The following is a 14,238-nucleotide window of genomic DNA, read 5'->3' as shown; positions in this document are numbered from 1 at the left end:
CTGCTGCCTCAGAAAGGACATGCGCCATGCGCGACACCATTACGCCTCTGATCCGCCCGGCCACGCCCGACGATGCGCCCACCCTTGCGCGGCTGATCGATATCGCCGGGGAGGGGATCCCCAACTGGCTCTGGACCCGGGCCTGTACCGAGGGCCAGACCCCGCTGGAGATCGGCGCCGAGCGGGCGAAGCGCGCCTCGGGCGGGTTTTCCTACACCAATGCGATGGTTGCCGAGGCCCGGGGCGCGCCGCTGGGCATGGTGCTGAGCTATGCCATCACCGAGGCCCCGGAAGAGGATCCGGATGACTTGCCAGACCCGATTGCGCCTTTCGTGGCGTTGGAAAAGCACTCGGTCGGGACCTGGTACATCAATGCGCTCGCGGTCTTCGATCAGGCGCGGGGGCAGGGCATCGGGGCCTCGCTGCTGCGCGAGGCCGAAGCCCGCGCTATGCAGCATGGGTTCGCGGAGATGAGCATTCAGGTCTATGGCCAGAACACGGGCGCGGTCCGGCTCTATGAGCGCTTGGGCTACCGCTTCGCGACCTCCGAGCCCGTGCGTCTCCATCCCAGCCCGCCCTATTACACCGGCGATGTTCTGCTCCTGAAGAAAACCTTTGGATAGCGGTGCGGCCAGGGGGTTAGGGAAGCTGATCCCGCAACGGGCTCTGGCTGAGCAGATCGACCAGAAGCGGGTTGGGAAATCGCCGCGGGCGTGTCACGGCATAGAAACTCTCCCGGATCTCGGGCAGGGGGGCGAGTTCCACCAGCTCGCCCGACTGCAACTCATCCCGCACCACGATCGGGGGCAGCACCGCGAGGCCCAGATCCTGACGCGCCAAAAGGCGCAGCATGGCCATGTCATCCACCTCCGCCGCGATGCGGATCGTGACGCCAAGCCTCGCGCTCAGGGCGTCAAAGGCGACGCGGATCAGGCTGGAGGACAGGGGTAGGATCACCGGATGCCGCGCCAGGTGGTCGGCCACGCTGTCCCCGTCGCGCCCGGCCCGGGCGGGCGTGCCGATCAGGCTGACGCGCTGGGCCCCAAGCTCCTGCGCGCGATAGGCCGTGCCCGCATCGCGCAGCGGCGGCTGGTTCGTGAGCACCACGTCATGGGCAAGCGCGTCGAGCCCGCGAAAGAGCTCTTCAACCGTGCCCGATCGCAGGATCACCTCCACATCCTCGCGGTGCAGAACCGGGTCGAGAAAGGCGATCTGAAAGTTCCGGGAGAGCGTGGATTGCGCCCCGACCCGCAGGATCTGCCGCGCCTCGCCGGTCTCGTTCAGGGTGGCGAGCAGATCGTCGCCCGTGGCAAAGATCGTATCCGCATGATCCAGCGTGATCCGACCCGCCTCGGTCAACAGCAGTTGGCGCCCCCGCCGCTCGAACAGGGCATGCCCCATGCGGTCTTCGAGCTTGCGGATCTGCACCGAGAGCGCGGATTGCGACAAGTTTAGGCGCGACGCCGTGCGGGTCAGGTTTCCGTCATGGGCCACCGCCCAGAAATAGCGCAGGTGATTGTAATTGAGATCCGCCATCCATTCGTTTTAATCGAACGAAATGATGCGAACAATGAATTTTTCTTCATGAAGCGCAACCCCTACTTCCCCGACAACATCACGCACCTGTCGAGGATCCTCCATGTTGCTCTCTTTGATCGCCTTGCTCGTCCCGCTTCTTCTGGCCGGATTGGGCCTCGCCCTCTTGCTGCGCCCCGCCCTGGCGCACGCCTATGTGCGCCCGGTCGCGGCCAGCGCCGGGGGGCTCGCGGCCCTCGTTGCAATCGGGGCGGCTGCGTTTGGCCTGCCCGAGGGCGGCGCGGCGCGGCTCGATCTTGTCAGCGCGGTCATGCTGCCGCTGGTGGCCGGGCTCGGCTGGGTGGTTCTGTCGTTTTCTAGCATTTCCTTGCGGGATGAGCCCGAGGGCGCGCCCTTCATGGGGTGGATCGCCCTGGCCCTGGCCGCGGTGCTGACCATGGTGCTGGCGGTGAATGTCATCGTGCTCTGGCTCGCCTGGATTGCCCTGTCCGCCACGGTCTATCGGCTCTTCCTGACGTACCCGGAGCGGCCCATGGCGCAGGCCGCGGCGCGCAAATACCTGCTGAGTGCGGGGCTCGCGACCCTGGCCCTCGGGCTGGCCATGACCGGCTTTGCGACGGGCTATGGCACGATTTCCATCGCCGGCATCGCTGCGGCGGCGGAGGCCGGGACGGCCCCTGCCACACTGGGATGGAGCCTCGCGGCGCTGATCCTGGCGGCAGTGACAGCAAGCGCGCTCTTTCCCCTGAGCGGGTGGCTGACCGAGGCCATGGAGGCCCCGACGCCATTTTCCGCGCTGCTCCATGCGGGGATCGTGAATGCGGGGGGCGTGCTGCTCCTGGTCTTTGCGGATCTGTTGGTTCTGGCGCCCGGCGGGCTTGCGCTGCTGGCTCTGATCGGGGGCGCCTCGGCTCTGATCGGTGCGCTGGTGATGCTCACCCAGCCTGCGATCAAGACGGCCCTGGCCTGGTCGACCGTGTCCCAGATGGGCTTTCTGATGCTGCAGATCGGCCTCGCGCTCTTCCCGCTGGCGCTGCTGCATATCGTGGCCCACGCGCTCTACAAGGCCCACGCGCTGCTGAACTCCGGTACGGCGGTGGTTGCGGTGACCGAGGCGCGCGGGGCGGGCCCAGTGGCGCTGCCGGATGCCAAGGTGGTGGCGGGGGCCTTCGCGCTGGCGCTCGCGATCTACGGGCTGGGTGTGGTGCTCTTTGGAGCGCTGGACAAAGCCCCGCAAGCCCTAGCGCTGGGGGTGATCCTGATCCTCGGGATTGCCTATCTCATCGCGCAGGGCATGGCGGGCGGCGCGCCCAAGGCGCTGGCCCTGCGGCTGGCCGGGTTCTCGGCAGCTGCGACCGCCGCCTATCTCGCGCTACAGGCCGGGGCGGGCGCACTTGCGGGCGGTCATCTGCCCGCGCCACCTGCGCCCACTGGGACCGTCTGGGCGGTGATCGCCCTGGCGCTTCTCAGCTTCACCCTGATCGCCGTGGCGCAGACCTTGCTGCCGCGCTGGTCGGATCATCCCAAGGCGCGGGCCCTGCGGGTCCACCTGTCCAACGGGCTCTATGCCTCGGCCATTCTCGACCGGCTGCTGGGCCGGGCTGCGGCCTGACCTCTCCTCTCTCAGATATCAAAGGAAGCTTCCCATGACCCATGCTGTCCCCGCTCTGAGCACAGAGCAGATCACCGCCCTCACCGACACGGCCATCCGGGCGATCCCGCCTGCCTTCCCCCTCTCCGCGACCGTGGCGGTGAACCCGTTTCTCGGTCAGACCGGGCAAAACCTGCCGGAGACGGCGGCGCTGCTCTCCCGGGTGGCCGGATGCGCCGTGACCGCGCCGCGGCACTGGTTTGCCGCGAAAATCGCGGGGGGCGAGATCACGCTCGAGGATATCGCGGCTGCCCTGACCGCGAGCGGAACCTCCCTGAGCGTAGCGGAGGTTCTGGCCGCCGCCGGTCAAACGCGCCCTGAGCCGAGCGCGTTGCCGACCGTATCGGCGCTGGAGGGGCAAGGGCTGGCCGAGGCGCGGATCGGCGCTTGGGCGTCCGGGTATTTCGATCAGGGCCAGGCGCTCTGGTCCGCCCAGCCGGAGGAGGGGGCCTATGCCAATTGGCGTAGGTTTGCCTGCCACGACCTGCACCCGGAACTGGCCGGGCTGCCGGGGATCCGCGCGAGCTTTGCCGCGCTGCCCGAGACCGCAGAAGCGGCCTTGCCATGGGCGCTGGCGCTGCTTGGCCTCTCGGCCGACGCCGCCGCGCTTTACGCCCATCGCCTGCTGATGACCCTCGGCGGCTGGGCTCAGGCCGCGCGTTACCGGCTTTGGCAGGCGGAGCTTGCGGGCGAGACCGACACCAGTCTTTCTGAGCTCTTGGCGATCCGTGCGGCGTGGGACGCGGTGCTTCTGTCCCACCGGCCCGGGCTGCAGCCCGCCTGGGCGGATGCGGTGGCGACTTGCAGCGCTCCAGCTGCGCCCGCGCGGGATGATCAGATCGACGCGATCCTGCAGGAGGCCGCGGAACGGGCCGCCCAGCGGGAGCTGGCATTGGCCTTTGTGCCTGGCGCGGGGCAGTCCAACCCGGCGCGCCCGGTGATGCAGGCCGCCTTTTGCATTGATGTCCGCTCCGAGGTGATGCGCCGCGCGCTCGAGAGCCAGTCGCCGCAGATCGAGACGCTGGGGTTTGCCGGGTTCTTCGGGCTGACCGTGGCCCATACGCCCGCGGGGATGTGTGGCTCCGAAGCGCGGTTGCCGGTTCTGCTGACGCCCGGTCTGGAGAGCCGGGATGCCGGGGATCACGGCGCCGCGCGGATCGCGGGCCGGGCCAAGCGGGCCTGGGGACGGTTCCGGCAGGCGGCGGTCTCGTCCTTTGCCTTTGTCGAGGCGACCGGGCCGCTCTATGCGGGCAAACTGGTGCGGGAGACGCTGGGCCACGGGCAGGAGGAGGTGACCTCGGCCAAGCCCGTGCTCGACCCGCCCCTGCCGCTGGCGGCGCAGATCGATGCGGCGGCCACGATCCTGGGGGCGATGTCCCTGCGGGAGAATTTCGCGCACGTAGTCCTGATCGCCGGGCACGGGGCCCATGTGACCAACAACGCCCATGGCAGCGCGCTGCAATGCGGGGCGTGCGGGGGCTATGGTGGCGATGTGAATGCGCGGCTGCTGGCTGATGTGCTGAACCAGCCGGAGGTGCGGGCCGGGCTGGCCCAGAAGGGTATCACCGTACCCGAGGACACGGTGTTTCTCGCCGCGTTGCACGATACGGCGCAGGACCGGATCACGCTCTATCTCGATGATCTCGCGCCAGGGATACGCGCAGGCGCCGCGGACAGCCTCGCCCAGGTCGCGGGATGGGTGGAGGCCGCCGGAGCTCTGGCCCGGGCGGAACGGCTGGCGCGTCTGCCCGGGGCCAGGACTGAGGCGGATGTCGCGAAGCGGGCGCTCGATTGGGCGGAGACCCGGCCCGAATGGGGGCTCGCAGGCTGCAAGGCCTTCGTCGTGGCACCGCGTGGTAAGACAGCGGCTGCCCAGCTCGACGGGCGTGTGTTCTTGCACAGCTATGACTGGCGGCAGGATGAGGGGTTCGGAGTGCTCGAGCTGATCCTCACCGCGCCGGTGGTCGTGGCGAGCTGGATCAGCCTGCAATATTACGGGTCGGTCGTCGCGCCGGAGGTGTTCGGCAGCGGGACCAAACAGGTGCATAACGTGACCGGCGGAATGGGCGTGCTGGATGGGGCGACCGGCGCGCTACGCGTGGGCCTCTCGCAGCAATCGGTCCATGACGGTGCCGATTTCGTCCATGAGCCGTTGAGGTTGAGCGTGGTTGTGGATGCGCCGGCGGAGGCAATTACCGAGATCCTCGGGCGGCATCCGAATGTGCAAACGCTCTTCGACAATGGCTGGTTGAAGCTGCTGCGGCTGGGGGAGGCGGGGACCATCGTGGACCGCTATGCGGGCGATCTGAAATGGGAGCCTTTTGCGCCGCGCCAAGCGCCAGCCATCGCCGCGCGGTAAGGACGGCGTTTGCGGGGGCGCGGCCCCGTTCCGGGACCGCGCGGACGCGCATCAATGGAACCGAGCGCCAAGGGGCCGTCGGCCAACAGGTGCCCATGGCCCGCACAGAGTGTGTCCGCGCGTCCGGCCTTGGCCGGGCGCGCCCTTTTACGCGATGATCTCGAAGCGGGTCACATCCACCATACCGCGATCGGTGATCTTCAGCGCGGGGATCACCGGCAGCGCCAGGAAGGCCAGTTGGAGGAACGGCTCTTCCAGCGTCACGCCGAGGCTGCGGGCGGCCTCGCGCAGACCCACGAGTGCGTCGCGGACCTCCTCAAAAGGCGCTTCGCTCATCAGCCCCGCCACGGGCAGGGCGAGCTCGGCCAGCACCTCGCCCTCTGACACCACGACAAACCCGCCCTCGATCTCGGCCACCCGGTTCGTCGCCAGCGCCAGATCCGCGTAGCCCGCCCCCACACAAACGATATTGTGGTGGTCATGGCAGACGGTCGAGGCAATCGCCCCCTTCTGCAGACCGAAGCCCCGCACGAAGCCCGTGGCGATATTGCCGTTCTTGCCATGCCGCTCCACCACCGCGATCCGCATCAGATCGCGCGCGGTATCGGGCAGCTTGTCTCCATCGCGGATCGGGATCACCTCGCGCAGATGCTCGGTCAGGATCTTTCCCTCGAGGATCCCGATCACATCCGTCTCTTCGCGGTTGCCACCGGCCCGGAAGACCTGCGGCGTCACATGTGGGGCATGGACGGATCCGCGACCCACGGGCGGGATCTCCTCCCGCGCGGCAAAGGCGGCATCGGTCACCTGCACCCCGCCACAGAGCACGAGCTCCGCCCGGCAGTCCTCCAGCGACGGCAGGGCCACGATATCCGCGCGCAGGCCCGGCGCGATCAGCCCGCGATCCTTGAGCCCGAACGCCTCCGCCGCCGACAAAGACGCGGCGCGATAGACCGCCAGCGGCGGCACGCCTCGCGCGATCAGCGTTCGGATCATGTAGTCCAGATGCCCATGCTCAGCGATGTCGAGCGGGTTCCGGTCATCGGTGCAGAGGCACATATAGGGCGCCGTCCGCTCGGTCAGGAGCGGCGCCAGCGCCTCCAGATCCTTGCTGACAGACCCCTCGCGGATCAGGACTCGCATCCCTTTTTGCAGTTTCTCGCGGGCTTCCTCGGCGCTGGTCGCCTCATGCTCCGTGCGGATCCCGGCGGCCACATAGGCGTTGAGATCCTTGCCCAGCAGAAGCGGACAATGCCCGTCGATATGACCGCCTTCGAAGGCCTCCAGCTTCGCCATCACGCCCGGATCGCGATAGATCACGCCCGGATAGTTCATGAACTCCGCCAGCCCGATCCCCGAGGGATGCCCGCGCAGAGGCTCAAGATCCGCCGCCTCGATCTGCGCGCCGGCGGTTTCCATATCCGTCGACGGCACGCAGGAGCTGAGCTGCACCTTGATGTCGAGCACCGTGCGTTCGCTTGCGGCCTGGAAATAGCGGATCCCGTCCGGGCCGATCACATTGGCGATCTCGTGGGGGTCGCAAATGGCCGTGGTCACCCCGCGCGGGGTCACGCAGCGGTCGAACTCGAAGGGCGTCACAAGGGAGCTTTCGATATGCAGATGGGTGTCGATGAACCCGGGCACGAGGGTCAGTCCGGTGACATCCAGCACCTCGCGCCCCTCATAGTCGGTGCCGGTGCCGACAATCCGGTCTCCGCAGATCGCCACATCCCCCGAGATCAGATCCCCGGTCACCAGATCGAGCACCTGTCCCCCGCGCAGGACCAGATCCGCAGGCGCGTCGCCGCGCCCCTGAGCTATGCGTGATGCGAGGTCTGACATGGGCGCGCTCCTATCTGCTGTGCCAGCAGGAGACACGAGGCGCGCGCCCGGTGCAAGCTAGAGCAGGCTGTCGGGCATCTTCTGCTCCGCCGCCGTATTGGCCCGGCGGAAGATCATGGTCACGATGCTCGCCACGATGATGATGAAGAGCGAATAGAGCACGGGCACGGCCATCACCGCCTGAGCCTCGGTGCCCTCGAAGGTGAAGACGATGATCGCCACAGCGAGGGGGCCGTTCTGGATCCCGGTCTCCAGTCCCACGGTACGCGCATTGCGCGGATGCAGCTTCAGCGCCCGGGCAAACCCGTAGCCGATGGTGATCCCCACAGCGCCGAGCCCGATCGCCGCGAGATAAGTGGCGCCTGAGGTCTCCAGCAGGAATTGCCAGTTCCGGGGGATCCAGCTGACCATCAGGAAGGCGATGAAAAAGAGCGCCAGCGCCGAGCCAAAGAACTCGGTCACGGCCCCCACATTCGCGTTTATCTTGCGCAGGACCATCCCGATCCCGACGGGGACCAGAAGCAGCACAAGCGTGATGATGATGTTTTCGCGCGGGATATTCAGATCGAGCGCGGTCGCATAGAGCAGCAGCACGAGCGGGATCATGATCACCCCGGTCACCGTCGAAGTCACGGTCATCAGGACCGAGAGCGCGAGGTTCCCCTTGGAGAAATAGGTGAAGATGTTCGAGGTCGTCCCGCCGGGCATACAGGCCATGATCAGAATGCCGATGGCGATGGTCTCGGGCACCGTCAGCAGCGTGGCCAGCAGGAACCCGATAAAGGGCATGAACCCGTATTGCGAGATCACCCCGATGGCCAGCCCGTAAGGTCGCCGCAGGGCGAGGTAGAAGTCACGCGGGGTGAGCGATGCGCCCATGCCCAGCATGATGACGAAGATCATCAGCGCCAGCAGCGCCTGTTCAAAGGCTCCGACCATGGCTCACCCCTCCTCGGTCTGCGCAAGCTCTTGGGCGCGCAGGTCTTTTCGCAGGATCTTGCCCACATTGGATTTCGGCAGCTCGTCGCGAAAGGCGACCTGCTTCGGGACCTTGTAGGCGGTCAGATGGGCCTTGCAATGGGTGCGCAGCTCCGCCTCGGAGATCCCGGGATCGCGCTTGACGACGAAGGCCTTCACCGCCTCACCGCTCCCGGCATCGGGGACGCCGATCACCGCGACCTCGTCGACGCCCGGATGGGAGGCGAGGCAATCCTCGACCTCGTTGGGATAGACGTTGAAGCCCGAGACCACGACCATATCCTTCTTGCGATCCACGATCCGGAAATAGCCATCCGCATCCATCACGCCGATATCGCCGGTCAGGAACCAGCCGTTCTTCATGACCTTCGCGGTCTCCTCGGGCTTTTGCCAATAGCCGGCCATGACCTGGGGGCCTTTGGCGGCAATCTCGCCGCGCTCGCCCTGGGCCACGGGCTGGCCCTCCTCGTCGACGCAAGCCACGAGCGTCGAGGGCAGGGGCACACCGATGGAGCCCGGGCGCGTCTTGTTCAAGGGCTCAAAGGTCAGGACCGGCGAGGTCTCCGTCAGGCCATAGCCCTGCAGGACCTGCGCGCCCGTCACCTCTTGCCAGCGCTCGGCCACCGAGGATTGCAGGGCCATCCCCCCGGCAGAGGCGAATTTCAGGTGTTTGGGCGGGCTGTCCTGAAACCAGACCTCGTTCATCAACCCGTTGAAGAGCGTGTTCACCCCGCTCATCCAGGTGATCTTGTAGTTCTCGAAGGCCCGTTTGAGGTTCGCCAGCGGGCGGGGTGAGGGGATCAGGATGTTCCGCGCGCCCATCCAGTAGAACCCCAGCAAGTTCACGGTGAAGGCGAAGATGTGGTACATGGGCAGGGCGGTCAGGGCGACCTCCTTGCCCTTTTCCATCCCCTCGATCATCTCCATCACCTGCTCCATGTTCAGGATCAGGTTGGCATGGGTCAGCATCGCACCTTTGGAGACGCCGGTCGTCCCGCCCGTATACTGCAGGCAGGCGACATCGTCGGGCGTGACCGACTGGCGGTAGCCCTCGATCTCGATCTTCTCCGCATCCGCATGGAGCCGCCCGACCTGCAGCGCTTCGGGCAGGCGGATATGGGGCACCTCCACGGGTTTGACGGAGCGGTCCCAGTATTTCTGCACCAGCCCGACAATCCCGCGGGGCAGGGCGGGCAGGAACTCCGCCACCCGGGTGACGATGATATTGGGGATCGGGTGGCCGCGCGTCGCTTCGGGGATCTTGTCCGCGAACATGTCCACGATCACCAACGCATGGGGCTCGGCATCGGCGAACTGGCGGGCCATCTCCTCGGCAGTGTAGAGCGGGTTGACGTTCACCAGCACACAGCCCGCCTTCAGGATCCCGAAGGCAGCGATGGGAAAGCTCAGCCCGTTGGGCATCTGAACCGCCACCCGGTCACCCTTGTTGAGCCCGGCCACCTCGCGCAGATAGACCGCGAAAGCATCGGACATCTCGTCCACTTCGCGGAAGCTCAGCGTGCCGTTCATGCCGTTGGGCAGGCAGGTGGTGAAGGCCGGGGCGGATCCGAAGGTGCTCGAGACCGCGCTGATCATGTCGCCCACGGTCCGGTAGGACGCGGTGCCGAGATCCGCGCGCATCTCAGGCCCGTAGAACGCGGTCCATGGCCGGTCTGACTTTGTCATTCTGCCCTCCCAAGCTTCGTTTCGTACATGTAGGGATCAAATCCCCCGGATCGACCAAAACTCCGATGTTTCGCGAGCTTGACGGCAGGTCCTGCTGCTGGCCAGCCCTGTCGTTACGGCAGCGGCACGTTCAGCACCTGCCCGAAGAGCAGCGTCACTGCGAGGATCGTACCCACAACGCCCGCGAGCAGCAGGGCCCAGCCCTTGGGCGTGAAGGCGTCATGCTGTGCGGGAATGATCAGGGCCGCCCCCAGCAGGAGCGCGGCAAGCTCGAACCCGAGAACCGGGATCAGCGCAACCGCCCCCAGCATCAGGAGCGGCACCGCCACCATACGCGTGCGCGTGCCGACCACAGGGATCTCTGTCACCTGCCGTGTCAGCAGCAGCTGGACCACCGCGAGCCCCGTCAGAGCCAGCATGCCCATGGCGATGGTGCGCGGGAAGACTGCGGCGTCCGGGTTGAGCCCCGCCGATTGCACGATCACCACCAGCGCGACAGCGCCGAAGATTGCGAATGCGATCAGGTCCCTTGTGATGGCCGCCCCGCTTGCCGGGGGCAGGGCCTCGTCCGGGCGGCCTGGGCGGCGGCTCATGACGCTGCGAATGCGCGGCCAGAACGGGTAGAGGAAGCTCAGCAGGGTCAGGGCGATGATCACCATGGACAGGGGCCGTCCAAAGAACTGCCCTGGCAGGTCGCCGATGGCGTCGCCGATGGTCCAGCTCTGAACAAAGCCCTGCTCGGCGATCCGCCCGAGGATCAGGCCCAGCACGATGGGCGAGGGGGAGAAGCCGCGCTTGGCCGCGACCCAGCCGATCACGCCCAGCACGATCATGATGACGATGTCCGAGACCGAGTTGCGGATTGCGAAGGACCCGATAACGGTCATGAAGGCCACGATGGGCACGAGGGCTGCTTTGGGTGCCCGCACGATGGCGCCATAGGCGAAGCGCCCGATCAACAGGCCCACGGGCAGCATCAGGATCGTCGCCAGCAGCAGGCCGAAGATGAAGGTGTAGACGATATCCGCCCCTTGGGTGAACAGCGTCGGCCCGGTGCGGACGCCCTGCACCAAAAGCGCGCCGAGGATCACCGCATCGGGCGGCGTACCCGGAATGCCCAGCACGAGGGTCGGGATGAACCCGCCACCGACGGTGGCGTTGTTTGCGGATTCCGTGGCGATGATCCCACCGGGATTGCCCTCGCCGTATTTCTCCTCCCCCTTGCCGACCCGGCGGGCCTCGGAATAGGCCACGAGCCCGGCGATGGAGCCGCCCGCGCCGGGCAGCGCGCCGACCATGGTGCCAATGACCGAACTGCGCAGCACGTTAAACTTGTTCTTCATCAGGGTCCCGATCGCCTCGGGCAGGCGGAAGCCTCGGGTCTGCTCCGGGGCGGCCAGATGGCGGTTTGGGGTGGCCACCAGATCGATCAGGACCGGAATGCAGTAAAGCCCGATCAGGGCCGAGACCGTATCGATGCCGCCCAGCAAGGTGTTGGATCCAAAGGTAAAGCGCACCTCGGCGCTGGTCTCCGACACGCCGATCATTGCGATCAGAAGGCCGAAACAGGCCCCGATCATGCCCTTGATGAAATCGCCCGTCGACAGGGCCGCGATCATCGAGAGACCAAAGATCGCCAGCCAGAAATACTCCACCGGGCCAAAGGCCAGCGCGGCCTTGGCGAGCGGCGGCGACAGCAGCAGAAGCGCCAGTGCCCCCACAAGGCCGCCCACCACGGAGGCGAGACACGCGGTGGAGATCGCAAGGTCTCCATCCCCGCGCTTGGCCATGGGATAGCCGTCAAAAGTGGTGGCAATGGCCGAGGGCGTGCCCGGCGTGTTCAGCAGGATCGCCGCGTAAGCCCCGCCATAGATCGCGCCAGTATAGATCGCGCCCATCAGGATCAGCGCGCTGTCCGGGGACATGGTGAAGGTCAGCGGCACCAGCACCGCCACGGCCATGGTCGCCGTCAGACCCGGGATCGAGCCGATGATCGTGCCCGCCGCCACGCCGAACACGGCCAGCATCAGGTTGAGGGGGGTCAGGGCCGACGCGATATACTCGAGCATCCGAGGTCTCCTGGCCCGGGCTCCGCGCCGGACCGCAAAAAGGGGCGCGCGCGGACGTCCCGCGCGCGCCTGTCCGTCAGTCTGTCAGGTTACTCGATGATGCCGGCCGCTTTGGCCGCATCGATATAGCCGGAGGCTTTTTCCGCCATGAACGCATCCATGTCCGGGCCATAGCCCACATCCACAAGCGCGAAGCCGCCATCGATCATCTGCTTCTGGAAATCCGCATCGGCATTGATCTTGGCAATGGCATCCGAGACCTGCTGGCGTGTTTCAGCGCTGGCCGAGCTCGGGACGGCGATGCCGCGATAGGCGCCCGAGACCATGTCAAAGCCCAGCTCGCGGAAGGTCGGCACATCCGGGAAGGCCGGGTGACGGTCTTCCATGGCCACGGCCAGCAGCCGGACCGCGTCGCCCTGGGCCGCGCCCACGGTGGTGTAGCCCCAGGCCGCGCGAACCTGATCGCCGAGGAGCGCGGTGACCGAAGCGCCCGTGCCCTTGAAGGCCACATAGGTGGATTCGATGCCCGCGAGCTTGTCGAACTGCACCTGCGCGAGATGGTTCGCCGTACCCTTGCCCGAGCCCGAGAAGATCACCTTGCGCGGGTTCGCCTTGGCGTCATCGATCAGGTCCTGCAGGGACATGAATGGGCTGTCGGCCTTCACCACGATCGCATCCGGCGTGTAGTGGAACCAATAGACCGAGGTGATGTCCTCGGTGGTGAAGCCCACATCACCCTGCTGCGGTTTGATCACGATATGGGGCAGGTTCACGCCCATGATCTTGGTGCCATCCGAGGCCATGCCGTTGAGCTGGGACCAGCCCACGGCACCACCGCCGCCGGGCTGGTAGGAGACGACAAGTTGCTCGCCAAAGAGTTTCTCGAAGAAGGGCTGCTGGAAGCGCGCGGTGATATCGCTCTCGCCGCCGGGGCCGAAGGGGATGACATAGTCAACGCTGGATTTCGGGAAATCCTCGGCGCTGGCGACGCCCGCCATCGCGGTCATCGCGGCGGCCATCATGAAGGTCTTGAAGATCATCGGGTTCTCCTCCTCTGTGTGATCTTGTTGCGGTGCCCGGGTCCGGGCAGCGGCCCCGGCTTATCTGCCGGGTGCCACCAATGGGGTCAGGGGGCCTTGGGTCGGTCCCTTGGGGTTGGGCGCGCGGGCCGGGACGTCATGTCACCGGCTCCATCAGGGCGCGTTGGACGTTGTCGACGGTGATCCGGCTGACGCGGATATTGGCTTCGGCGGTGACCCCCGCGATATGGGGCGTCAGGATCAGGTTGGGCACATCGGCAAACTGCGCCCCCGCGGTCGCATCCAACGGCTCGGACGCAAAGACGTCGAGCGCCGCACCCCCGAGACGTCCTGTGCGCAGCGCGTCGCAAAGGGCGGCTTCATCCACGATCCCGCCACGGGAGGTGTTGATCACAATCGCCCCGGGTTTGAGTTGCGCCAGCGCCTCCGCATCCAGAAGCCCGGCGGTTTCAGGCGTCAGGGGCAGGTGAAGGCTCAGGATATCTGCCTCCCGGAGCAGCGTCTCTCGCGAGAGACGCTGGGCGTCGCGCCAGGCTGGATGGTCTGGCGGCAGATGCGGATCGGCGGCCACGACGCGCAGTCCCAGCGGGGCTGCCAGCCCCGCCACCGCCTGGGCAATGGCGCCGAACCCCAGAAGGCCCAGCGTGCGCCCGGCGATCTCGCCGCCTTGGCCCAGCGTGCCCCGGGGCCACTCGCCGGCGATCATCGCTGCGTTCGCGGCATAGGCCCCGCGGCTCAGGCTGAAGGCCGTGCCGATCACATATTCCGCCACGGAGCGCGTGTTGGCCCCGATGGCCGGGCAGACGGCAATCCCGCGCGCGGCACATCCGGCCATGTCGATATTGTCGAGCCCCACGCCCAGCCGTCCCACGACGCGCAGCTTGGGCGCTGAGGCCAGAAGCTCCGCATCGACCTGGGTCCGGTTGCGCACGATCAGGGCATCGGCCTCTCCCGCAGCCGCCAGTGTGACCGCGCGGTCCTCGACCAGATCCGGCGCATAACGCACGTCCAGATCCGCGCTGAACCCTGTCAGCGCGTCCTGGTCCATGAATTCGGTGATCACAACTTTCATGCGGG

Annotated in this window: 10 protein-coding genes; 3 read left to right on the top strand and 7 right to left on the bottom strand. The window is 66.9% G+C overall.

The window, feature by feature from the left end; translation table 11 throughout:
* Positions 1-26: 26 nt before the first annotated feature.
* A complete protein-coding gene (locus ACP153_RS09890) occupies positions 27-623 on the top strand; it encodes a GNAT family N-acetyltransferase (RefSeq protein ID WP_424970827.1) in 597 nt (198 codons plus the stop codon).
* Positions 624-639: 16 nt separating this feature from the next.
* On the opposite strand, the gene ACP153_RS09885 is transcribed toward ACP153_RS09890, so the two are convergent.
* Positions 640-1,536, bottom strand: a complete 897-nt coding sequence (locus ACP153_RS09885; protein WP_424970826.1) for a LysR family transcriptional regulator — start codon at positions 1,534-1,536, stop codon at positions 640-642.
* Positions 1,537-1,639: 103 nt separating this feature from the next.
* On the opposite strand from ACP153_RS09885, the gene ACP153_RS09880 reads away from it, so the two are divergent.
* Positions 1,640-3,148, top strand: a complete 1,509-nt coding sequence (locus ACP153_RS09880; protein WP_424970825.1) for a proton-conducting transporter membrane subunit — start codon at positions 1,640-1,642, stop codon at positions 3,146-3,148.
* 34 nt (positions 3,149-3,182) lie between these two features.
* Positions 3,183-5,546 (top strand): YbcC family protein, encoded by a 2,364-nt coding sequence (locus ACP153_RS09875; RefSeq protein ID WP_424970824.1) that lies wholly within the window; start codon positions 3,183-3,185, stop codon positions 5,544-5,546.
* A gap of 147 nt (positions 5,547-5,693) precedes the next feature.
* Here ACP153_RS09875 and ade read toward each other — a convergent pair whose 3' ends face one another.
* The 6 genes from ade to ACP153_RS09845 all read right to left on the bottom strand — a co-directional run bounded on the left by ade (position 5,694) and on the right by ACP153_RS09845 (position 14,233).
* Positions 5,694-7,388, bottom strand: a complete 1,695-nt coding sequence (ade, locus tag ACP153_RS09870) for an adenine deaminase (protein WP_424970823.1) — start codon at positions 7,386-7,388, stop codon at positions 5,694-5,696.
* Positions 7,389-7,445: 57 nt separating this feature from the next.
* Positions 7,446-8,327, bottom strand: coding sequence for a bile acid:sodium symporter family protein (locus ACP153_RS09865; protein ID WP_424970822.1), 882 nt, complete (start codon positions 8,325-8,327; stop codon positions 7,446-7,448).
* A gap of 3 nt (positions 8,328-8,330) precedes the next feature.
* Entirely contained in the window at positions 8,331-10,052 is a 1,722-nt protein-coding gene (locus ACP153_RS09860; protein ID WP_424970821.1) for an AMP-binding protein, read from the bottom strand.
* Between the two features lie 113 nt (positions 10,053-10,165).
* Entirely contained in the window at positions 10,166-12,121 is a 1,956-nt protein-coding gene (locus ACP153_RS09855; protein WP_424970820.1) for a tripartite tricarboxylate transporter permease, read from the bottom strand.
* Between the two features lie 89 nt (positions 12,122-12,210).
* Positions 12,211-13,161, bottom strand: coding sequence for a tripartite tricarboxylate transporter substrate binding protein (locus tag ACP153_RS09850; protein WP_424970819.1), 951 nt, complete (start codon positions 13,159-13,161; stop codon positions 12,211-12,213).
* Between the two features lie 136 nt (positions 13,162-13,297).
* Complete coding sequence (locus tag ACP153_RS09845) at positions 13,298-14,233, bottom strand: hydroxyacid dehydrogenase (protein WP_424970818.1); 936 nt, start codon at positions 14,231-14,233, stop codon at positions 13,298-13,300.
* Between the last annotated feature and the right edge of the window lie 5 nt (positions 14,234-14,238).

Source organism: Dinoroseobacter sp. S76, assembly GCF_049801095.1.
In the GTDB taxonomy this organism is placed as follows: Bacteria; Pseudomonadota; Alphaproteobacteria; order Rhodobacterales; family Rhodobacteraceae; genus Dinoroseobacter.
This window is presented reverse-complemented; position numbering and strand designations above follow the sequence as displayed.

What these genes read in the sequence shown, in the direction of transcription:
- ACP153_RS09890 (WP_424970827.1), top strand. Translation starts at nt 27, where the DNA reads ATGCGCGACACCATTACGCCTCTGATCCGCCCGGCCACGCCCGACGAT.
- ACP153_RS09885 (WP_424970826.1), bottom strand. Translation starts at nt 1,536, where the DNA reads ATGGCGGATCTCAATTACAATCACCTGCGCTATTTCTGGGCGGTGGCC.
- ACP153_RS09880 (WP_424970825.1), top strand. Translation starts at nt 1,640, where the DNA reads ATGTTGCTCTCTTTGATCGCCTTGCTCGTCCCGCTTCTTCTGGCCGGA.
- ACP153_RS09875 (WP_424970824.1), top strand. Translation starts at nt 3,183, where the DNA reads ATGACCCATGCTGTCCCCGCTCTGAGCACAGAGCAGATCACCGCCCTC.
- ade (WP_424970823.1), bottom strand. Translation starts at nt 7,388, where the DNA reads ATGTCAGACCTCGCATCACGCATAGCTCAGGGGCGCGGCGACGCGCCT.
- ACP153_RS09865 (WP_424970822.1), bottom strand. Translation starts at nt 8,327, where the DNA reads ATGGTCGGAGCCTTTGAACAGGCGCTGCTGGCGCTGATGATCTTCGTC.
- ACP153_RS09860 (WP_424970821.1), bottom strand. Translation starts at nt 10,052, where the DNA reads ATGACAAAGTCAGACCGGCCATGGACCGCGTTCTACGGGCCTGAGATG.
- ACP153_RS09855 (WP_424970820.1), bottom strand. Translation starts at nt 12,121, where the DNA reads ATGCTCGAGTATATCGCGTCGGCCCTGACCCCCCTCAACCTGATGCTG.
- ACP153_RS09850 (WP_424970819.1), bottom strand. Translation starts at nt 13,161, where the DNA reads ATGATCTTCAAGACCTTCATGATGGCCGCCGCGATGACCGCGATGGCG.
- ACP153_RS09845 (WP_424970818.1), bottom strand. Translation starts at nt 14,233, where the DNA reads ATGAAAGTTGTGATCACCGAATTCATGGACCAGGACGCGCTGACAGGG.